Below are 20907 nucleotides of genomic sequence, written 5' to 3' on the forward strand. Positions count from 1 at the left end.
AATCTTAAAAGCTTCTGTTTTGGGGGCATGATGGAGATTTCTTCCGCCGGGCTGGCTTCCCTCTTGAAGGAGGCGATGATGCCGCAACCTGTGCCGGCGGCGAAAGCCGATCCGGTCCGGACGGCGCTTGTTCGCGAACTGGTCCAGCCGCCAGCGCCTTCTCTGTTCGCCCAACGCACGGCGCCGACGCTGATGGCCATGCCGGCGACGCCGATCGCCGTCAAGTCTCAGCAGATTGCCTCGGCCGGCATCGTCGAGGCCTATATGGCGCAGCTCGATATCGGGGAAGACGCGGTGGTGGCGTCGATCGCGGCGAGGAAGGCGGCGCCTGACGCCGAAGCGCAACGCGGCGCGTTGCCGCCTTCGGTGACGGCCAATGACAACGCTTCCGTCAGGTCGTCTGGCGTCTCGCTGCTGTCATTCATCCCACCGCAGGTTCCGGCCCCGCGCAGCACCGTTGCCCCGCAAACACCGGCAGGCCGTCGAACGCCAGCCAATCAAGCCCATGCCGTTGCGCTGAACCCCGAGCGCCTGTTGGTCAAGATCGGCTTTGTCTCGATAACCGCTGGCTTGTTGGCCATGATGACCGTCGGGTTCGTTCTGCTGCTGCTTCGCTGACATTCGCGACAGTCTTGCCGCCCGTGAACGCACGCTATCGCTCGGCCTCGATGAAGTCCTCGATCTTTTCCGGCGCCAATCCGGCTTGTTGCGCGATGCGGCGAGCGAGGTCGGCGGCGGCGGTGCGCGGCCGACCAATCGGTCGGTCGAGCCAGTAGGATACAGGATTGAGCGCGGTGCGCTCATCCACGGCGGTGATGCGGCCCGATTCAAGCTGGTGTCCGGTCAGTGGCGGGCGCGCAAGCGCGATGCCGAGCCCATAGGCCGCCGCGTCCAGCACCAGATTATAGTCCTCGAAACGGCGATCCTGCGGGCGCGGGCGGTAATCCATGCCTTGCGCCGCGAACCAGGCGCGCCAGCCGGAAGCGTCCGAATCGTTGATCAGCGGAAATCTGAGCAGCCGTGCCGGATCGCCGCGCCCGACCTCGCGCGCCAGTTCCGGAGAGGCGACGGGAAAGACATGTTCCTCGAAAAGCTGCACCGAAATGCGGCCTGGAATGCCGCCACGGCCGCAGCGGATCGACAGATCGATGCCTTCGTCAGCCAAGTCGGCCTGCCGGATATCGACGTCGAGCACGATGCGCAGCTTGGTGGGATGGCTCTCCAGCGCCGCCATGCGCGGCATAAGCCAGAGGCCACTGACCGAGGGGATGGACGTCAACCGCACCACGGCGGTGCCACGCGGTTCGACCCAGCGGTCGGAATGGCTCGATATCAGAGCGAAGGCTTCCGATGTGCGCAGATGCAGCCGGTTGCCTTCGATCGTCAAGGTGACGCCGCGCGCGCCGCGATCGAACACTTTGAGCCCCAGCCAGTCCTCGAGCTTGGCAATCTGCCGGCTGACGGCGCCATGGGTGATGTTAAGTTTCTCGGCAGCCGCCGAAAAGCTGCCGGTCCGCGCAGCCGCGTCGAACGCGCGCAAGGTTTCGAGCGGTACCATCGTGTCTGAGCTGTGATCCATACTCACAGCTGATGCTCGATTTGATCGTTTGTCAACAGGCGGGAAAAGGCGTTTTGTGGCTTCCAGGACGAAATGAGACGAGGATAGTGAGATGAGCGCGATGACGGGCACGTTGAATCAGACACAGCGGATGGACACCACGGCGGCCATCGCGGTGGCGCTCACAGTGGTCGGCTGGGCCTCTGCATTTCCCGCCATTCGCGCCGGCCTCACCGCTTTCGGGCCGCTGGAACTGGGCGCCTTGCGTTTTGGCATCGCCGCGGTTCCGGCGGCGATCTTCCTTGCGGTCAAGCGCCCGGCATTGCCCAGGCTCGACGAAGTGTGGCGCCTCGTCTTTGGCGGCGCCATCTTCGTCGCGCTCTACACCGTCATGCTCAATTTCGGCGAACTGACCGTCTCGGCCGGGGCCGCGGGTTTCATTATCAACGTCAGCCCGATCTTCACCGCCATCATGGCGATGGCATTGCTCGGCGAGCGCTTCTCAGGCTGGGCCTGGTTTGGCACGGTCATTTCTTTCGCCGGCATCGGCATCATCGCCGTCGCCGACGGCCATGGCCTGCACTTCAACACCGGCGCGCTGCTGGTGCTAGGCTCAGCCTTGTGCTCGGCCGTCAACACCATCGTCCAGAAGCCGCTCTTCGCCCGCCATCACCCGCTGACCATCTCGGCTTCCAACATGATCCTTGGCGCACTTTGCCTTTCGCCCTTTCTGCCAAGCGGTTTTGCGCAGGCAGCTGTAGCCAGCACGGCCGGTCTCGGAGCCGTGATCTTTCTTGGCATCGTGCCGAGCCTGATCGCCTATGCGGCCTGGGCGACCGCGCTGTCGCGCCTGCCGGCCGCGCGCGCTTCGAACTTCCTCTATCTGGTCTCGCCTATGTCGGCCCTGATCGGCTTCTTCTGGCTCGGCGAAGTGCCGACGCCGCTCGGCATCCTCGGTGGCGCGCTGGCGCTCGGCGGTGTCATCGTGGTGAATTTGAAACGCTGAATCAGAGGCTTGCGGGCTTCGCCTGAATCAAATCGGAAACGCGCCGCACGGCCCGGCCATCGATGCAGACATGAGCCGCGCCGGCGGCTATGTTGTCCTTGGCTGGGCGTGGAGGGGCGGATTGGCTGGGCGGTTCATATCGGCAATTCTTATTCTTCTGGCGCTGGGCGGGCAGGCCGTGGCCGGCTGGTACCATGTGGAAAACTATCAGGGATCCATAGGGTCGCATCCGATCCATTTGTCCCTGCAGACCTACGATTTCGGCAGCGGGATCATGGTCGAGGGCAGCTACTTCTACGACGACAGGCAAAGCCCGATCCCGTTGTATGGCAAGCTCAGCGGCACCGGGATGGTGCTGTGCGAAATTTCGGACGAGAAGCAATTCCAACGCATACTCGTGATCGGTTCGAAGACGCCGATCGATACCGCCGGATGCGCGCTTAACCTCGACGTGACGACTGGCGGTGCCACTGGAAGCTGGAGCCAGGGGACGGAGACCTACCCCGTGATCCTCACGAGGGTTGCCGGGTTGGACGATACCGGTGAGGGCAAGATCGACGGAAGCGTCGAGATTCCGTTCTGGGCGCAGACGGCCAATGACCGGTTCGCGGGCATCTACACCAACACCAGCGCGGGCATCTGCATGACGAAAATGCAGGTCATCAGAAAGCACGGCGCCAAAGTCGTTCAGGAAATCACTTTCAGGGATGACGATGTTTGCAGCGCCGGCATGCTGATGACGCCCATCTACATGAATGTCGAGAAATGGATCGAGCACGGCAAGGACGTCATTTCCGTGAATTTTCGCGGCGGCGGCGCCGGAACGACGATCGATTACATTTTTGATCCGGCGGCGAGGAAGTATCGGCAAAGGCAATGAGGCCGGGTATCGTTCTCTAGCCAGGAGGCTTCATCGCCGGCCGAACAGCCGCTCGATATCCGCCAGCTTGAGCTCGATATAGGTCGGACGACCATGGTTGCAGGTGCCCGAACCGGGCGTCGCCTCCATCTGGCGCAGCAGCGCGTTCATTTCCTCGGCCTTGAGCAGCCGGCCGGAGCGCACCGAACCATGGCAGGCCATGGTGGCGGCGATCTTGTCCAGACGCTCCTTCAGCGTCTCGACCGTATCGTTGTCAGCGATCTCGTCGGCAAGGTCGCGTACCAATTGCTGGACATTCGTCTCGCCCAGCATCGACGGCGTCTCGCGCACGGCGACCGCGCCCGGCCCGAAACGCTCCAGCCCCAGTCCGAACCGGGCCAGGGTTTCGGAATGCAGCGCGAGGCGTTCCGCGTCCTCTTCCGGCAGATCGATGATCTCAGGCAGCAGCAGCATCTGCGAAGGCACCGCGCGCGAATGCAGTGCGTTCTTCAGCGCCTCGTAGACCAGCCGCTCATGCGCGGCGTGCTGGTCGACGATGACGAGCGAATCCCTGGTCTGGGCGACGATGTAGTTCTCATGCACTTGCGCCCGTGCCGCGCCGAGCACCGTGCCCAGCAGCGTCTCGGCCGCCTCGCTCTGTCCCGGGCGTGCATCCGCGCTGGCAAGCGAGCCGGCATCGAACCCCGCCTGGCCGGGTTCGCTGAAACCGCCGGTTCTTGCGCCGGCATGCTCAAAACCCGAACCTTCGAACTGCATGTCGAGCGGCCGCTGCGGCGAGCGCGAGGGGTCGAAACCGGTGGAACCGGACGCACGGTAAGCTGCTTCATAGCCGCGGTGGCCGTTGGCCGGCCCGCCATGGCCGAAGGTTGCGGCGCCCGGCCGGAAAGCCGCCATCATGCCCGCGGCGCCGGAGGTGGCGGCACGGATGCCGCTATCGGCGAGCGCCTGCCGGATCGCGCCGACGATCAGCCCGCGCACCAGCCCTGGATCGCGGAAGCGCACATCGGCCTTGGCTGGATGGACGTTCACGTCGACGATCGCCGGATCAAGAGTCAGGAACAGCACCGTGACCGCATGGCGGTCGCGCGGCAGGACATCGGCGAAAGCGCCGCGAATGGCGCCCGCGATCAGCTTGTCGCGCACCGGGCGGCCGTTGACATAGGCATATTGCTGCAACGCGTTGGCGCGCGTGAAGGACGGGATCGACACATGGCCGGTCAGGTGGACGCCTTCGCGCATGGCGTCGATGGCGATGGAATTGTCGGGAAAATCGGCGCCCATCACCTGCGCGACGCGGCGCAGGCTGCCTTGCGGGCTGGCGTCCGTCGCCGGCAATTCCAAGGTCGAGCGGTCCGAGCCGGCCAGCGTGAAGCGCACGGAAGGAAATGCGATGGCGATGCGCTTGACGACGTCGCTAGTGGCCGAGCTTTCGGCGCGTTCGCCTTTCATGAACTTCAGCCGGGCAGGGGTGGCGAAGAACAGGTCGCGCACTTCCACCGTCGTGCCGCGATTGGCCGCCGCCGGCCTCACGGCCGACACCCGGCCGCCCTCGATGCCGATCTCGGCGGCGCTGTCGCCAAGGGCAGTGCGCGAACGGATCGACAGCCGCGACACGGAGCCAATCGACGGCAGCGCCTCGCCGCGAAAGCCGAGCGAACGGATGTCGTGAATATCCTCGGTAAGCTTGGAGGTGCAGTGGCGCGCAATGGCCAGCGAAAGCTCCTGTTCGGGAATGCCGGAACCGTCATCGGTGACACGGATCAGGTTCAGCCCGCCGCCGGCCGTGACGACCTCTATCCGGGATGCCCCGGCGTCCAGCGCATTCTCGACCAGTTCTTTGACCACGCTCGCCGGGCGCTCGATGACTTCGCCGGCGGCGATCTGGTTGATCATCGTTTCGGATAGCTGGCGAATGGGCATGGGAGCAATATAGGCGGATTCGGGACCGCTAGGGGAGGGCAGAGTTGCGAGAGCGGTGGATCCAGCCTGCTGCGCATATTCCACGCGCTCAGCGGCATCCATGAAGGAAAGTGCACTCTCGCCGAAACGATGAATCAGATATGGACTGTCGAATATTTTTAGGTATCTCTGGATTTCTTGAAAAACAGCCAAGGTCCGATATCAGGCAAGGCAGGGCGGCAGTTACCATGCCTCGGGTCACTGGTTCATCTGTGATTTCGAGCTCGATTCTTTTGAGCGACACCCCCGGACCAAAAAACGTCGAAAGCTCGTTGGGGTCCAGTATCGTGATCGTACCGGGATTCTGGGTATCGGTGAATGCGGCCAGTGTTGGATAGAGCTTTTGATAGATTCTTGTACCGGGAAAGAGGTACCGGGCAGGGATCTCCCTCCTGCCTCTGAACTTCATTATCGCCGCCCATTGATCTTGGGTCGAACTATACTCTGGCACGATGTCGTGAAACGTCAATTCCGCCATTCTGGCTGCGTCGCCGAGAAGAGCGAACAGTTTGCCATGCTCGCCAAGATCGACAACGGTTGCCTCGCCCTCGCTGTAAGTCGGAAGAGTGGAATTGAATTTATCTTCTTTGGCTATTACGTGGAGAACGGAGGATCCGGATACGACCTTTCCGCCCACCCAGACTTCAATCAAGATTTTCTGGTTCCATTCCCATTCTCTCCCGTTGCAGCCAGATAGAAAGCTAGCCAAGAGAAAAGGGAGGAATATCGTATAAAAAATTCTTGCTGGGATCATTATTCCAGAAATATACGATCATACTTCTGAAAATAGTGTCTATATTTATAGATCATTTTAACGTTTTCGGCCACCATGGGTCGCCTCACGCCTGCGCGACGAGCCAGTCCCTGACCTTGCGGGCGTTGTCGCTCAAATCCCGGTTCTTCGGCCAGACCACATAGAAGGCCTTGCCGGTCTTCAGCACGTGGTCCGTCACCGGCACCAGCAGGCCCGTGGCCAGCAAGCGCTCGGCGAGATGGCGCCAGCCGAGGGCGATCCCCTGGCCCTCCATCACCCCCTGGATAACCAGGCCATAGTCATTGATGCGCAGGCCGCGCGCCGTATCGTCGAGCCTGCCGCCGGCCGACTGGAACCATTCGTCCCAGCTCGCCGCTTCGCGATAGGGCTCCTCGAGATGGATGAGGCGATGCGTGGCCAGCTCCTCGACGGTTCCCGGCATGCCGAACTTTGTCAGATAGCTGGTTCCGGCAACCGGGAAGATCTCCTCGTCGGCAAGCGGCAGCGAGTGGTAGTCCGGCCAGTCGCGGGGTTCGCCGCCGCGCACCGCGAGCGGGATGCCTTCGGCGATGATGTCGAGGTCGCGGTCGGCGGTCTGGATGCGCAGGTCGATGCCGGGCAATTCGTCACGAAACTGCTGCAGGCGCGGCATCATCCAGAACGAGCCGAAAGCGGTCGACGCCGCGACAGTGACATGGCCGCCGGTCGCCTGCAGCCGCAAATCCTCGGCCGATTTGCGGATGTGCGACAGGCCCAGGGAGACGTCGGCGTGGAAGCGCTCGCCGGCTTCCGTCAGCATGACCTGGCGGTGGCGGCGCTGGAACAGCTTGGCGCCGAGCTGCTCCTCCAGTCCGCGTATCGCATAGGAGACGGCCGCCTGCGTCATGCCGAGCTCGCGCCCGGCGGCGGTGAAGCTCGACAGCCGCCCCGCAGCCTCGAAGACGATCAGGCTGCCGGCCGAGGGCAGGAGATGGCGCAGGCTTCTCATAAGCTGAGCTTATACAAGAGATCAGGATTTTCCAGCGTCACACCGGGATTTTGTCTCGCTACGGTGATGCCGAGGAATGACTGGAGCCGTCATGAACGCACCTGCCGCTGAGTTGACCGAAACCACCCATCGCCGAGGCGGTGGGCGCCTGGGACGCAAGGCGCTGAGAAGCGCTCCGGTCGCCTCGTTTCCGACCCTGGTCCGCAAGATTCCCGTCTATCAGATGGTTCCGGACGAGGCGGTGGAACTGATCCACCAGGAATCGCTTGCGATCCTCGAAGAGGTCGGCTGCGAATTCCGTGACGACGAGGCGATTGCCATGTGGAAGGCGGCCGGCGCGGATGTCTCCGAGACGCGCGTCCGCATCGACCGTGCCTTGCTCATGGACCTTGTCTCGAAAGTGCCTTCCGAGTTCACGCTCAATGCGCGTAATCCCGAGCGATCCGTGCGTGTGGGCGGCGACAACTCGGTCTTCGTGCCGATGTATGGCGCGCCCTATGTCCGCGACCTCGACAACAACAGGCGCTACGGCACACTCGCCGACCTCAACAATTTCCATAAGCTCGCCTACATGGCGCCGGCGCTGCATTCATCGAGCTCGATCATCTGCGAGCCGATGGAGATCGCGGTGCCCAAACGCCACCTGCACATCATCCACTCGGCGCTGAAGCACTCGGACAAGCCGTTCATGGGCATCGTGACCTCCAAGGACAGGGCCGAGGATACGATGGCGATGGCGGGCATCGTCTTCGGCGAGGAGTTCGTCCGCGACAATCCGGTGCTGGTGGCGATCACCAATTGCAACTCGCCGCTGGTGTGGGACGCCACCATGCTGGACGCGATGAAGGTCTATGCGCGTCACAACCAGCCGCTCATCCTGGCCCCCTTCGCGCTGTGCGGGGCTTCCACCTCGGCCTCGGCGCTGGGCGCGGTGGCGCAGGTCAACGCGGAGGCGCTGGCCGGCGTCGCGTTCACGCAGCTCATTCGCCCCGGATCGCCCCAAGTCTACGGGCAGTTCATGGTCACGGTCGACATGAAGACCGGCGCGCCGATGGGCGGCACGCCGGAAGCCGCCCAGATGATGTATGTGATGGGCGCGCTGGCGCGGAAGTACAGGCTGCCATGGCGCACGTCGGGCTTCCATGTCGGTTCGAAGCTGAACGATGCGCAGGCGGGCTACGAGGCCAACATGCTGATGCATGCCGCCATCCTTGCCGGCGCCAACTACATCTGGCACTCGGCCGGCTGGCTGGAGGCGGGATTGACCTGCGGCTATTCGAAGTTCGCCACCGACTGCGAGCAGCTCGTCGGCTGGTACAAATATGCCGGCGGCCTGCCGTTCGATGATTTCAAGGACGCCATGGCGGCGATCCGCGAAGTCGGGCCGCAGGGCCATTTCCTCGGCACGCAGCACACGCTCGAGCATTTCGAGAAGGCCTTCTTCATGCCGAGCATCATGGATTTCAACTCCTTCGAGCAATGGAACGCCGAAGGTGCGAAGGACCATGACGCACGCGGCCGCGAGAAGGCAAAAAACATGCTGGCCGACTATGAGGAGCCGAAGCTCGATGAGGGCGTGGCCGAGGGCCTCAAGGACTTGATCGCGCGGCGCGAGGAAAGGCTGCCCGACACCGTCAGTTGAAGAACGCCAGGCAAAAGACCTGAAGGGAACCAACAAGGGAGGAATAAATGACGCTTTTCAGAAGCAATGGCGATCGCGTGCCAGCCGCCATCGAGGCGATGGCGGCGGAAGCGCGGGCCGGCCGCGTGGACCGGCGGGAATTTCTGGCGCTGGCAAGCGCCTTCGGCGCGTCGACGGCGCTCGCCTATGGCATGATCGGCCTTGCCGCGCCGGTGAAAGCCTTGGCCGAAGAGCCGAAAAAAGGCGGGACGCTGCACGTCTCCATGTCGGTCAAGGCGCAGAAGGACCCGCGCACCTATGACTGGGTGGAGCTTGCCAACATTTCGCGCAGCTGGCTGGAGCCGCTGGTACGCTACACCAGACAGTTCACCTTCGAGCCCGTCTTGCTGGAAAGCTGGGACATCAACGACGACGCCACCGAATACACACTGCATGTGCGCAAGGGCGTCACCTGGAACAATGGCGATGCCTTCAACGCCGATGACGTCGTGCACAATGTCACCCGCTGGTGCGAAAAGGGCGTTGCCGGCAACTCCATGGCCGCGCGTGTCGGCGCGCTGATCGACGCCAAGACCGGCAAGGCCAGGGATGGCGCGATCACCAAGGTCGACGACTTCTCGGTCAAGCTGAAGCTCTCCGAGCCCGACATTTCGCTGATCCCGAACTTCACGGACTATCCCGCCCTCGTCGTGCATCGCAATTTCGACGCCGACGGCGCCGACCCGATCAAGAAGCCGATCGGCACCGGACCGTTCGAGCTGGTCTCCTACGATGTCGGCCAGAAGGCGGTGGTCAAGCGCCGCCAGAACGGCAAATGGTGGGGCGGCGAAGCCCCGCTCGACAGCGTCGAGTTCATCGACTACGGCACCGATTTCAACGCGACGGTCAACGCCTTCGATTCCGGTGAGATCGACCTCAATTTCGAGAGCCCGGCAGATTTTATCGACATCCTCGACAAGATGGGGCTGGTGAAATCGGAGGTGGCGACCGCGACCACGCTGGTGGCGCGCACCAATGTCACGCACAAGCCCTATGACGACAAGCGCGTGCGCAACGCGCTGCAGATGGCGGTCGACAACAATGCGGTGCTGCAGCTCGGCTACAACGGCCGCGGCACGGTCGGCGAGAACCATCATGTCAGCCCGATCCATCCGGAATATTATGCGCTGCCCAAGAAGGAGCGCGACGCGGCCGGCGCCAAGAAGCTGATGGCGGAAGCGGGCCAAGCCGACTTCGAGCATGAACTGATCACCATCGAGGACGATTGGCAGAAGAACACCGGCGACGCCATCGCCGGCCAGCTGCGCGATGCGGGCATCAAGGTGAAGCGCACGGTTCTGCCGGGCTCGACCTTCTGGAACGACTGGACGAAATATCCCTATTCGATGACCATCTGGTACATGCGCCCGCTCGGCGTCCAGGTCCTGGCGCTCGGCTATCGCACCGGCGAGGCCTGGAATGAATCGGCTTACTCAAACCCCGATTTCGACGCCAAGCTGAAAGAGGCGCTATCGTTGATCGACGTCGCCAAGCGCAAGGAGGTGATGAAGGATGTCGAACAGATCCTGCAGGACTCCGGCGTCATCATCCAGCCGTTCTGGCAGAAGCTCTACAGTCACACGAACAAGAAGGTGAGGAACTACGGCGTCCATCAGACCTTCGAGATGGATCTCCAGAATGTCTGGCTGGACGGCTGAAAACCGCGCGGCGCAGGGCTTCATGGACCGCAAAAAAGCCGATATGCAGGATACGTGGTGTTGATTGCTTCAAGCCATCAAAAGCCGGAGATTCTGCATGCGACTGCCTGTGCTCCTTGCCGTCCTTTCGACAGCCTTGCCCGCCACCGCCTTTGCCGGTCCGGCGTCCGATGCCGTGAAGTTCTTCTATGTCCCCGAGGTCCGGTTCGAGGCCGACGCGCAGTATCGGGACCGGTTCACCGAACCGGTCACGAAACTGTTCGATCTCAACGACCAGGCGACCAAGAAGAATCCGGACCAGCTTGCCTGCATCGACTTCGACCCAGGTCTCGATGCACAGGATTTCGACCAGAAGACCCTCTCCAAGACCCTGAAACTGTCGGAGACGGTCGATGGCGATACCGCACAGGTGGTGGCGAGCTTCAGCCTTTTCGCCGAAGGAGACGATTCACAACGCGAGATGCACTGGTCGCTCAGGAAGGTCGATGGCAAGTGGAAGGTATCGGACATTGCCTCCAAGACCAACGACTGGACGCTGAGCAAGCTCGAATGCATGGCGGGCCAAGATCCGGAGTGAGGTCATGGTCCGCCGCCTGTTCCCGGCCCTGTCGGTCCTATGCCTGTTGGCGGTGGCGTTGAACGACGCTGCGGCTCAGGGCTTGTTGGGAACGCCGCCGGCGAACACGCCTGCGCAACCGGCGCCGGCCGACAATGGCGGGTCCCCGCCCGCAACCGCGCCGGGCGGCGCCGTGGAGCCGGCAACGCCGCCGGTCGCATGGCCGCCGACCGGGCCTGCCCCGCCGATCCAGCCGGGATCGCCGACAGCGGTGGTGAGGCCGTTCTATGACCAGGTCAATCTGGAGATCGATCCGGCGCAGCGCAGCCATTTCACCGACCCGGCCAAGACTGTCCTGGATAAGAGCGATGCGCTGCGCAAATCCGGGCAGGGGGAATGCCTCGACCCCAACATGGCGCTCGACAACGCCGACTATGACAAGGAGCAGATAGACAAGAGCCTGAAGACGCTCCAGGCGATCAATGGCGACCAGGCCAAGGTCATCGTCGCCTTCGTCATCGACAACAACCCGCACCGTCTCGAATGGAAATTCAAGAAGGTCGACGGCGAGTGGAAGATCTCCGATCTGTTGTCGGTGACCGGCGAATGGGCGCTCAGCCAGTATCAGTGCGAGTAGGCGGACGATGAAGTTGGTCGGCCGATGAAACTGCGTTCCTTCCTCGTGCCTGCGATCGTCGGACTGTTCGTCGCCATCTGTGTCGTCGACTGGGCCGTTGGGACAACGCTGATTGCGCGTGGTCCTCGCGAGACGCTTGCGATGCCCCGTGATTTGCCTCTCGTGCGTGTTACGCTGGATCAGGAAAAAGGGCCTGAACTTGACGGTTGGGTCGCCGATCGGAAGGGCAGTTGCGGCGCAATAGCCTTGTTGCATGGACGCGGCGCCAACCGGCTCGCGATGGTCCAGAGAGCAAAACTTCTGTTTGATGCGGGTTATTCCGTGGTCCTTTTCGACCTTTCGGGGCACGGCGAGAGCGGTGGTTCTGTCCAAGGGTTCGGCTACGCCGAGGGGCAGGACACGGCGCGCATCCTCGCCTATGCCCGGCAGCGCTTTGCTGGCCAGAAACTAGGCGCCCTTGGATCATCGCTGGGCGCTGCATCGTTGGTCTTCGCCGCGCCGCAGACGCTCGCCGACACCTATGTGCTGGAGCAGCTTTATGGGACGCTGCGTGAGACGACAGCGTGGCGCATGCCTTTCAACGTTCTGCGGGGCCTTCAGGCGGATGTCCTGCTGGCGCAGATGCCACTGCGTCTGGGCTTCAGCGCCGACGACGTCCGGCCGGTGGATCGTATCGGCAAGATTGGCAAGCCGCTTATCCTTTTGGCGGGAAGTCGCGATCCCTTCATCGATCGCGGGCAGGTCACGGCATTGCACAATGCCGTGCCAGAGGCACCGCTGGTTTGGTTCCAGGGCGCGGGCCACGTCGACCTGTTGCGCTCTGATCCGGCCCGCTATCGCGACGCGGTTCTGCCGTTTCTTTCAAAAAATCTCTGTCGATCCGAGGCGGCCGACCATGTCTGACGGTCAGATGTCGTTCTCAGCCCCTTCCGCGATATGGCGCGACGCCTGTCTCCGGCAGCCAGGCGCCTTCCGGCGGTGTGCCGGTCTGCCAGAACACGTCGATCGGTATGCCGCCGCGCGGGAACCAGTAGCCGCCGATGCGCAGCCACAGCGGCTTCGTCGCGGCCACGATGCGACGGCCGATCATGACGGTGCAGTCTTCATGGAAGGCACCGTGGTTGCGGAACGAGGTCATGAACAGCTTCAGCGACTTCGATTCCACCAGCGCCGCGTCGGGGGCGTAGTCGATGACGATATGAGCGAAGTCCGGCTGTCCGGTAACCGGGCAGAGCGAGGTGAATTCCGGGCAGGTGAAGCGCACGATGGCGGGCGGTCCGTCGCCACGCTGGAAAGGCACGGTCTCCAGGACCGCCTGTTCGGGGCTCTGTGGCGTCTCGACGTGCGCGCCGAGCTGGGTGAGGGTTTTGGTATCGATCATCGCGGTTTGTCCTTGGATTTGCCGCGCTCATTAGCACCGGAACGAGGACCGCGCAGCGGTTTTCGGATCGATCGGGTGCACGACAGTGAAACGGCAGGAAGAAGATGACCAGCAACGACCCGCTTCTCCAACCCTACCAGCTCAAGCACCTGACGCTGAAGAACCGGGTGATGTCCACCAGCCATGAGCCCGCCTATTCCCAGGACGGAATGCCGAAGGAACGCTATCGGCTTTACCATGCCGAGAAGGCCAGGGGCGGTATGGCGCTGACCATGACCGCCGGTTCGGCGATCGTTTCGCGCGACAGCCCGGCCGCCTTCGGCAATCTGCATGTCTATGACGATCGCATCGTGCCGTGGCTGGCTGAACTGGCGGATGCCTGTCACGAGCACGACTGCAAGGTGATGATCCAGATCACGCACCTTGGCCGGCGCACCGGCTGGAACAAGGCCGACTGGCTGCCGGTTCTGTCGGCTTCGCCGGTGCGCGAGCCGGCGCACCGCGCCTTTCCAAAGACCATCGAGGACTGGGATATCGAGCGCATCGTCGCCGACTATGCGGCGGCCGCGCAGCGCTGCCAGGCGGCTGGTCTCGACGGTATCGAGTTCGAATCCTACGGCCATCTGATGGACGGCTTCTGGTCGCCGGCCACCAACCATCGCGATGACGAATTCGGCGGCTCGCTCGACAACCGGCTGCGCTTTACCAACATGGTGCTGGATGCCGTGCGCTCGGCCGTCGGCGAGAAATTCGTCGTCGGCATCCGCATGGTCGCCGACGAGGATTTTGAAAAGGGCCTGTCGAAGGAGGAGGGCGTCGAGATCGCCAGGCGGCTGGCCGGCTCCGGCAAGGTCGACTTCCTCAACATCATCCGTGGTTCGATCGAGAGCGACGCGGCGCTGACCAAGGTCATTCCGGTGACCGGCATGCGCTCCTCGCCGCATCTCGACTTCGCCGGTGAGGTGAGGGCGGCGACGAAATTCCCGACCTTCCACGCGGCGCGCATCTCCGACGTCGCCACCGCGCGCCATGCCATCGCCACCGGCAAGCTCGACATGGTCGGCATGACGCGCGCGCACATCGCTGATCCGCATATCATCAAGAAGGTCATGGAAGGGCGCGAGCACGAGATCCGTCCGTGTGTCGGCGCCACCTATTGTCTCGACCGCATCTATGAGGGCGGCGAGGCGTTGTGCGTCCACAACGCGGCGACCGGCCGCGAGGCCGACATCCCGCACATCATCGTCAAGACCGAAGGGCCGAAAAGAAAGGTCGTTGTCGTCGGCGCCGGCGCGGGTGGTCTGGAGGCCGCGCGTGTGGCCGCCGAGCGCGGCCATCAGGTGACCGTGCTCGAGGCGGCGAGCCAGGCGGGTGGCCAAATTCGGCTGGCGACCCAGAACCCGCGGCGCAAGGAACTGATCGGCATCATCGACTGGCGGCTGGCCGAGCTCGACCGGCTGGGCGTCGAAATCCGTTACGATACCTGGGCGGAGAAGGACGATGTGCTGGCGCTGGCCCCCGACGTGGTGGTCGTCGCCACCGGCGGCCTGCCGCAGAATCCGCCGCTGACGGCGGGCGACAATCTCGTCACCTCGAGCTGGGACATCATGGCCGGCGGTGTAAAGCCGGCCGAAAATGTCCTGCTTTATGACGACAATGGCGGCCACCAGGGCATGGGTGCTGCCGAACTCATCGCCAACAGCGGCGCGCGGCTGGAACTGGTCTCGCCGGAACGTTTCTTCGCCCCCGAAATGGGTGGCATGAACCACGTGCCCTACGTCAGGGCCTTCCATGAAAAGGGCGTCACGATCACCATCAACACGCGCCTGCGCTCGGTACGGCGCGAAGGCAATCAACTGGTGGCGGAACTCGCGTCGGACTTTGCCGATGGCTGGCGCGGCGAGCGCAGGGTCGACCAGGTGGTGGTCGAGCATGGCACGGCGCCGCTCGACGACCTCTACCTCAGCCTGAAGCCGCTGTCGAAGAATGGCGGCGCGGTCGACTACGAGCGACTGGTCGGTGGCGGCGAGATTTTTCCAGCGCGCAATTCCGAAGGCGGCTTCGTGCTGCTGCGCATCGGCGACGCGGTCGCCTCGCGCAACATCCACGCCGCCATCTATGATGGGATCAGGTTCGGCCTGCGAATCTGAGCGGCGTTAGAGCAATTCCAGGAAAAGTGCGTAGCGGTTTTCCGTCCGGAATTGCGTAAAAACAAAGGCTTAGAGCGGTTCAGCGATTCCGTGAAACGCTGAACCGCTCTAAGCAAATCGGTGGCACGCGGCCGAGCCTTGTACGAGAGCCCATGTACAGTAGCTCGGCCAACGCGCCCGTGCATTGGTGACTGGCAGCCAGGCAACGCACGATCTCTGTGAGGCAATGCTCAGATCATCCTCGCGGTTGCCATGCACAGCACGGTGACCACCAGCAGCCATGCCGAGATCCGTTCACCCCTGGCCATTCTGGCACGCAGGTGGATCTCGGTTGCGGCGTCTGCGCCGGCCAGCCGCCTGCTTGATCCTGCGACCATGGCGCCGAGCACGCCGGCGGCGGCAAAAGCGGCAACGATGCCGAGGGCCAGCACCATTTCCATCGAACCGAAATAGGCGCCGTGGAAGAAATACCACAGCAGCGCGCCGGTGAGGAAAACCATGCCGGAGGCGCCCATCTGCGGCTGGATGAAGCGCTCGGCCTTGATCTCGGGATCGCGGGCAAGCGTGACGGTGGTGCCCGCCCAGAACACGCCTGCCATGACATGGAGGCCGATGATGACGATGTAGACGTATTGCATGCCGGATCTCCTCCACAGCCGCAGATATGAAAATAGATAGATATCTAATGGTTAGATGTCAATGTGTTATTAGAAGCCGGTTCCATCCATGGGAAACACCGTCTAGTGTCCGGCAATGACACCCTTTGAACGCCCGCCTGTCGGCATGAATCTCGGCCGCACCGCCAAGCTTGTCGCTCAGGCTTTCGACGCTGCCTTGGGTGAGGCCGGCGGGACCTTGCCCGTCTGGCTCACGCTGCTGTCGGTCAAGTCGAGCGCGCTTGCCAATCAGCGCGAACTCGCCGGCATGATCGGCATCCAGGGCGCCACGCTGACCCATCATCTCAACGCGATGGAGACGCAGGGCCTGTTGACGCGGCGCCGCGATCCCGGGAATCGCCGGGTTCACCTGGTCGAACTGACCAAGGCGGGAGATGCCATGTTCGACAGATTGCGCATGGCCGCGCTTGCTTTCGACAAACGGCTGCGAAGCGGATTGCCCGATGACAGGCTGGCCGAGTTCGCCGAGGTGCTTGCGGTGCTGCGCGCCAATGTCGAGGCCGGCCTTCGCGTCATCGGCGACGGATTGCCCGGCGGCAAGGATGGCATGCCGACCCCGCCTCGCAAAACGGCTCGACAGGTCAAGCCATAGACGGCTCAGCGGTCGTAGCCGGCTATCGCTCCGAACGTATAGTGGCGCAGTTTAAGGGCCTTGATGAGGTCCGTCAGCTTGGTCCTGCCGTCGAAGCCATCCTGAAACATCTCGTCATGCATCAGAAGGATCAGCTTGCCGGGCTTGGCGAAGCGGCCGTAGCCGAAGAGGTGATCGATCTCGGCGACCAGATGGTCGACGCTCTGCACCGGCTCGCCACTGTCCTTGTGTACCCATTCATGATCCCAGCCATAGAGGTAGAAGCCGGAGGCCGCGACGAACTCGTAGTCAGGGTCCTCGCGGCCGGCCTGTGCCTGCCCGAGAGAGTTGTCGTTCTTCGACATTGAGGGCAGCCGGAACACGTCGCGTCCGGGCAGGCGCGCGTGCACCGCCGGCTTCAAGCCAAGCACGGCATTGGCCATGAGCATGTCGGCGACCACGCCCTCGGTATCGCTGTAGAAGTGGCGGTAATGGTTATAGGCGTGGCTGTAGCTGTGGTTGCCGATCGTCACCAACGGCATCGCCTTGGCGCGCCGCACCAGCATCTTGTTCGAAGCACTCGCCTCGGCATGCATGCCGACCATGAACAATGTAGCTGGAACCTGCTCGGCCTCGAGCACGTCGAGAATGTTGCCGGTACCGTTCAACGGGCCATCGTCGAAGGTAAGATATATTGTGCGATCCGCCGCGTGGGCCGCCGATGCGCAGACCAACATCGCTGCCAGGACAAACCGAAAGAATGTCATCAGGCGCTGCATCCGTTTGTGATCGGGACAGGCCGCCATTTCCCCGGCTGCTTGTCAAGGCGGGCCGTTCCCTGGCTAGGCCAGGCTGCCCTGCAAAACTGTCAGCCTCGCCTTCTTTTTCGGCATGCGCGCGGTCAGCCATTCCAGCGCCTTGTCCTGCGGCATCGGGAAGGCGATAGAATAGCCCTGCACCTGGTCGCAGCCGATCGCCATCAGCGAGTCGAGTTCGGCCTCTGTCTCGGCGCCCTCGGCGACGATTGAGATGCCCAGCCCCCGGGCCAGCTCGGTGATAGCGCGCACGATCTTCGAATTGTCGCCGTTCTCATGAATGTTCTGGACAAAACGGCGGTCGATCTTGAGCCGGTCGATCTCGTTGGGATTGACGTGGCTCAGCGATGCATAGCCGGTGCCGAAGTCGTCGAGTTCCAGATGGACGCCGGCTGCCCTGATGTGACGCAGCTTTGCCGCGATGCCTGTCTTCTCATCGTCCAGAATGACGGATTCCACGATTTCCAGCGACAGCTTCTGCGGCGGCAGTCCGGCCTTTTCCAGCGTTTCGAAGAGGAACGTATCGAAATCATGTTCGCGCAGTTCTGTGCCCGAAACGTTGACGGCCAGCCGGCCAAAGGAAATCCCGGCGCGGTTCCATTCTGCCGCTTCGTTGACCGCCTTGCTGATCACGATGCGGCCGATCTCAGGCATGAAGCCACATTTCTCGGCGACCGGAATGAATTCGCCTGGCGAGATCATGCCGCGTTCGGCATGGTTCCAGCGCACGAGCGCCTCGATACCGCTGATGGCGCCATTGGTCAGCGAAACCTGCGGCTGGAAGTAGACCTGGAACGCCCTTTCGGAAATGGCGACCTTGATGTCATGTTCCAGCTGCTTGCGATAATCGAGTTCGCGGCGCAATTCCTCGGAGAAGAAGGAGAAGTTGCCGCCGCCCATTTTCTTGGCGGAGTAGAGTGCCAGATCGGCGTGGACGAGCAGGTCCTGCGCGTTGTCGGCGTCGATCGGATAGACCGCGATGCCGCCGCTGGCCCCTGGAAGAATGGTGGTGCCCTGGAAAACGATCGGTTCGTTGATCTGCGCCAGAATGCGCCGCGCCAGCATGTTGATGTCGTCCGTGGTGCCGGCGCCATTGAGGATCATCACGAATTCGTCGCCACCGAGCCGTGCGCACAGATCCGACGCCCGGCAGGAATCACGCATGCGCTGCGCCGTCACCACCAGCACATAGTCTCCGGCGGCATGGCCAAGCGTATCGTTGATCTGCTTGAAGCGGTCGAGGTCCAGCTGGACGACGGCCAGGCGTTCGCGCCGCCGGTGCGCGCCCTTGATCAGCGTGTCGAAATGGTCGGTCAGGAAGGTGCGGTTATGCAGACCCGTCAGGCCGTCGTGAACCGCGATGAAGGCCATGGAATTGCGCGCGTCGACCAATTCGCGTGTCTTGCGCAGGATCGCATTGGACATCGGCCGGAAGATGAACAGTGCCACCAGCAGGATCACGCCCATGGTGGCGTAGAAGAGCGTGCGATGAAGGGCGAGCAGCTTTTCGGAGCGCTCATCGGCATCGGCGTTGATGCGCTGGCCGAGCGCGGCGTAACCCGACAAGGTGGCATTGGCGACCGAGGCATCGAGATTGACGCGTTCGGCGCCGCCCTTGTAGCCCTCGTGGTCGGAGCTGTTGAGTTGCGTTTCGAAAGCCGAGATCAGTCGGTCGCCATTGGCGATCAACCCCACCGAGAAATAGTCGAGATGGAACGGCTTGGCGAAAAGCACGCTCTCGATCGACCTGGGATCCTGCTTGGCCGCCGATTCCGGGTCTGCTCCGGTCTGCTTGAGCAGCAGATCGTAGTTCTTCTCGAACTCCGCCGTCGCCTGCTTCAGCGCACTGACCAGCGCCGGTTGCTTGTCGCGCGAAGCGGCGCCCGTTGCGCCGGCAAGGAAGACGATGCGCTGCGACAGCGTCTTTTGCGTGCTGACGATGTCGAGCAAGGTGTGATTGTTCTGCTGCGTTGCCATCGTCTGCTGCAACAGGACGAAGGAAGCCGCCACCATGGCCGCGATGATCAGCAAGGCCAGCCAGTAGCCAGCCTTGATCAGCAGTATGAGCCTGCCTGAAACGGTTTGCACCGGCTGCTGCGACATTTTCGGGGGCGGCCCTCTCGCCAACGGATTCCTGTATGAGCACCATTGAAGTGCAAACCTTAACAGGACTGGAAAGCGACCCTCCGCAGGCAAGGGGGAGAGGGGTAAAGATCGGGAAATGGTTATCGGGTCCTTTCGCGATCGGCCCGCATTTGAACGGTACTGGCCGTTGCGTTTGCGCGTGGTCGCTTGTGGCGCACTTCTCGATGCTGCCCGACCACCCGATCCGGTCGCTTTTGCGATGGATTTTTTGCGCGGGCGGGACGACAGTCTGCCCACGTCAAACGAGGCCCGGTCATGAGCGCAGCATTCCTTTCCCACATCGACAGCGAGCTTGCGGGGCTGAAATCGGCCGGGCTCTACAAATCCGAGCGGGTGATTTCCTCGATGCAGTCGGCCGAGATCGAGGTCGCGGGTGAGAAGGTGCTGAACTTCTGCGCCAACAACTATCTGGGACTCGCAGACAGCCCTGACCTGAGGACGGCTGCCGCACAGGCGCTCGACCGCTATGGCTACGGCATGGCCTCGGTGCGCTTCATCTGCGGCACGCAGGAAGAGCACAAGCAGCTCGAGGCGACGATCTCCGCCTTCCTCGGCCTGGAAGACACCATCCTCTACGGCTCCTGCTTCGACGCCAATGGCGGCCTGTTCGAGACGCTGCTCGGCGAGGAGGACGCCATCATTTCGGATGCGCTGAACCACGCCTCGATCATCGATGGCGTCAGGCTGTCGAAGGCAAAACGCTTCCGCTACACCAACAACGACATGGCCGATCTGGAGGCCCGGTTGAAGGAAGCGAAGGATTGCCGCTTCCGGCTGATCGCCACCGACGGCGTGTTCTCGATGGACGGCATCATCGCCAACCTCAAGGGCGTCTGCGATCTCGCCGACAAATACGACGCCATGGTGATGGTCGATGACAGCCACGCGGTTGGCTTCGTCGGCAGGAACGGCCGCGGCTCGGCCGAGCATTGCGGCGTCGAGGGCAGGGTGGATATCATCACCGGCACGCTCGGCAAGGCGCTGGGCGGGGCGTCCGGCGGGTACACCTCGGGCAAGAGGCAAGTGGTGGACTGGCTGCGCCAGCGGTCGCGGCCCTATCTCTTTTCCAACACGCTGATGCCGGCGATTGCCGGCGCCTCGATCAAGGTCTTCGATCTGATCCGCAATGGCGACGCCTTGCGCGAACACTTATATGCCAATGCGGCGCGGTTCCGGTCACAGATGGGCAAGCTCGGCTTTACCCTGGCCGGTGCAGATCATCCGATCATCCCGGTGATGCTGGGGGAGGCGACCCTGGCGCAGGAGATGGCGGCGCGCATGCTGAAGCGCGGCATCTACGTCATCGGCTTCTCCTTCCCGGTGGTGCCGAAAGGGCAGGCGCGCATCCGCACCCAGATGTCGGCCGCCCACTCCAGCGCCGACATCGATCGCGCGGTGGCGGCATTCGGCGAGGTCGGGCGGGAACTTGGCGTGATTTCCTGAGCGCCGCGCGGTACCAAAAAGCGATTCCGGATCAAGAGATTCAAGGAA

General features: G+C 62.8%; 19 protein-coding genes. 11 read left to right on the forward strand and 8 right to left on the reverse strand.

The genetic code is table 11. The annotated features are described in order from the left end of the window. Positions 1-30 precede the first annotated feature (30 nt). Positions 31-618 carry a hypothetical protein gene (locus FFS37_RS04660; RefSeq protein ID WP_137929780.1) on the forward strand — a complete coding sequence of 196 codons (588 nt, stop codon included), beginning with the start codon at positions 31-33 and terminating at the stop codon, positions 616-618. A 34-nt stretch (positions 619-652) separates the two neighbouring features. Here the strand turns inward: FFS37_RS04660 and FFS37_RS04665 are convergent, their stop codons facing one another. After that, entirely contained in the window at positions 653-1579 is a 927-nt protein-coding gene (locus FFS37_RS04665; RefSeq protein ID WP_137929781.1) for a LysR substrate-binding domain-containing protein, read from the reverse strand. A gap of 91 nt (positions 1580-1670) precedes the next feature. On the opposite strand from FFS37_RS04665, the gene FFS37_RS04670 reads away from it, so the two are divergent. Together FFS37_RS04670 and FFS37_RS04675 are read left to right on the forward strand one after the other, a co-directional pair. Continuing rightward, a complete protein-coding gene (locus tag FFS37_RS04670; RefSeq protein WP_137929782.1) occupies positions 1671-2564 on the forward strand; it encodes a DMT family transporter in 894 nt (297 codons plus the stop codon). 70 nt (positions 2565-2634) lie between these two features. Further along, positions 2635-3444, forward strand: a complete 810-nt coding sequence (locus FFS37_RS04675) for a hypothetical protein (RefSeq protein WP_137929783.1) — start codon at positions 2635-2637, stop codon at positions 3442-3444. A gap of 30 nt (positions 3445-3474) precedes the next feature. Here FFS37_RS04675 and mutL read toward each other — a convergent pair whose 3' ends face one another. The 3 genes from mutL to FFS37_RS04690 form a co-directional block, all read right to left on the reverse strand. Next, complete coding sequence (gene mutL, locus FFS37_RS04680; RefSeq protein WP_137929784.1) at positions 3475-5364, reverse strand: DNA mismatch repair endonuclease MutL; 1890 nt, start codon at positions 5362-5364, stop codon at positions 3475-3477. Between the two features lie 88 nt (positions 5365-5452). Beyond that, a complete protein-coding gene (locus FFS37_RS04685; protein ID WP_137929785.1) occupies positions 5453-6055 on the reverse strand; it encodes a hypothetical protein in 603 nt (200 codons plus the stop codon). A gap of 187 nt (positions 6056-6242) precedes the next feature. Beyond that, positions 6243-7145: a LysR substrate-binding domain-containing protein gene (locus tag FFS37_RS04690; protein ID WP_137929786.1), complete on the reverse strand. Its 903-nt coding sequence runs from the start codon at positions 7143-7145 to the stop codon at positions 6243-6245. Between the two features lie 91 nt (positions 7146-7236). Here FFS37_RS04690 and FFS37_RS04695 point away from each other — a divergent pair, with 91 nt between their 5' ends. From FFS37_RS04695 to FFS37_RS04715, 5 genes are all read left to right on the forward strand, one after another. Continuing rightward, positions 7237-8787 carry a trimethylamine methyltransferase family protein gene (locus tag FFS37_RS04695; RefSeq protein WP_137929787.1) on the forward strand — a complete coding sequence of 517 codons (1551 nt, stop codon included), beginning with the start codon at positions 7237-7239 and terminating at the stop codon, positions 8785-8787. Positions 8788-8834: 47 nt separating this feature from the next. Next, the gene (locus FFS37_RS04700; RefSeq protein WP_137929788.1) at positions 8835-10484 is read left to right on the forward strand and encodes an ABC transporter substrate-binding protein; all 1650 of its coding nucleotides are present in this window, start codon (positions 8835-8837) and stop codon (positions 10482-10484) included. A 97-nt stretch (positions 10485-10581) separates the two neighbouring features. Continuing rightward, a complete protein-coding gene (locus tag FFS37_RS04705; protein WP_137929789.1) occupies positions 10582-11061 on the forward strand; it encodes a DUF3828 domain-containing protein in 480 nt (159 codons plus the stop codon). A 4-nt stretch (positions 11062-11065) separates the two neighbouring features. Beyond that, a complete protein-coding gene (locus FFS37_RS04710) occupies positions 11066-11677 on the forward strand; it encodes a hypothetical protein (RefSeq protein ID WP_137929790.1) in 612 nt (203 codons plus the stop codon). A 24-nt stretch (positions 11678-11701) separates the two neighbouring features. Next, a complete protein-coding gene (locus FFS37_RS04715; RefSeq protein ID WP_137929791.1) occupies positions 11702-12580 on the forward strand; it encodes an alpha/beta hydrolase in 879 nt (292 codons plus the stop codon). Between the two features lie 16 nt (positions 12581-12596). Here FFS37_RS04715 and queF read toward each other — a convergent pair whose 3' ends face one another. Then, complete coding sequence (gene queF / locus FFS37_RS04720) at positions 12597-13058, reverse strand: preQ(1) synthase (protein WP_137929792.1); 462 nt, start codon at positions 13056-13058, stop codon at positions 12597-12599. A 104-nt stretch (positions 13059-13162) separates the two neighbouring features. On the opposite strand from queF, the gene FFS37_RS04725 reads away from it, so the two are divergent. Further along, the gene (locus tag FFS37_RS04725) at positions 13163-15208 is read left to right on the forward strand and encodes an oxidoreductase (protein WP_137929793.1); all 2046 of its coding nucleotides are present in this window, start codon (positions 13163-13165) and stop codon (positions 15206-15208) included. A gap of 230 nt (positions 15209-15438) precedes the next feature. Here FFS37_RS04725 and FFS37_RS04730 read toward each other — a convergent pair whose 3' ends face one another. Then, complete coding sequence (locus tag FFS37_RS04730; protein ID WP_137929794.1) at positions 15439-15846, reverse strand: hypothetical protein; 408 nt, start codon at positions 15844-15846, stop codon at positions 15439-15441. Between the two features lie 115 nt (positions 15847-15961). On the opposite strand from FFS37_RS04730, the gene FFS37_RS04735 reads away from it, so the two are divergent. Then, the gene (locus FFS37_RS04735; RefSeq protein WP_137929795.1) at positions 15962-16477 is read left to right on the forward strand and encodes a MarR family winged helix-turn-helix transcriptional regulator; all 516 of its coding nucleotides are present in this window, start codon (positions 15962-15964) and stop codon (positions 16475-16477) included. Positions 16478-16482: 5 nt separating this feature from the next. Here the strand turns inward: FFS37_RS04735 and FFS37_RS04740 are convergent, their stop codons facing one another. Together FFS37_RS04740 and FFS37_RS04745 are read right to left on the reverse strand one after the other, a co-directional pair. After that, the gene (locus tag FFS37_RS04740; protein WP_232375576.1) at positions 16483-17124 is read right to left on the reverse strand and encodes a polysaccharide deacetylase family protein; all 642 of its coding nucleotides are present in this window, start codon (positions 17122-17124) and stop codon (positions 16483-16485) included. Positions 17125-17298: 174 nt separating this feature from the next. Continuing rightward, positions 17299-19374 carry a putative bifunctional diguanylate cyclase/phosphodiesterase gene (locus FFS37_RS04745; RefSeq protein WP_137929797.1) on the reverse strand — a complete coding sequence of 692 codons (2076 nt, stop codon included), beginning with the start codon at positions 19372-19374 and terminating at the stop codon, positions 17299-17301. Between the two features lie 297 nt (positions 19375-19671). Between FFS37_RS04745 and FFS37_RS04750 the strand changes: the two genes are divergently transcribed. Continuing rightward, a complete protein-coding gene (locus FFS37_RS04750; protein WP_137929798.1) occupies positions 19672-20859 on the forward strand; it encodes a glycine C-acetyltransferase in 1188 nt (395 codons plus the stop codon). Positions 20860-20907: the final 48 nt, after the last annotated feature.

This window comes from Mesorhizobium comanense (assembly GCF_005503535.1).
In the GTDB taxonomy this organism is placed as follows: Bacteria; Pseudomonadota; Alphaproteobacteria; order Rhizobiales; family Rhizobiaceae; genus Mesorhizobium; species Mesorhizobium comanense.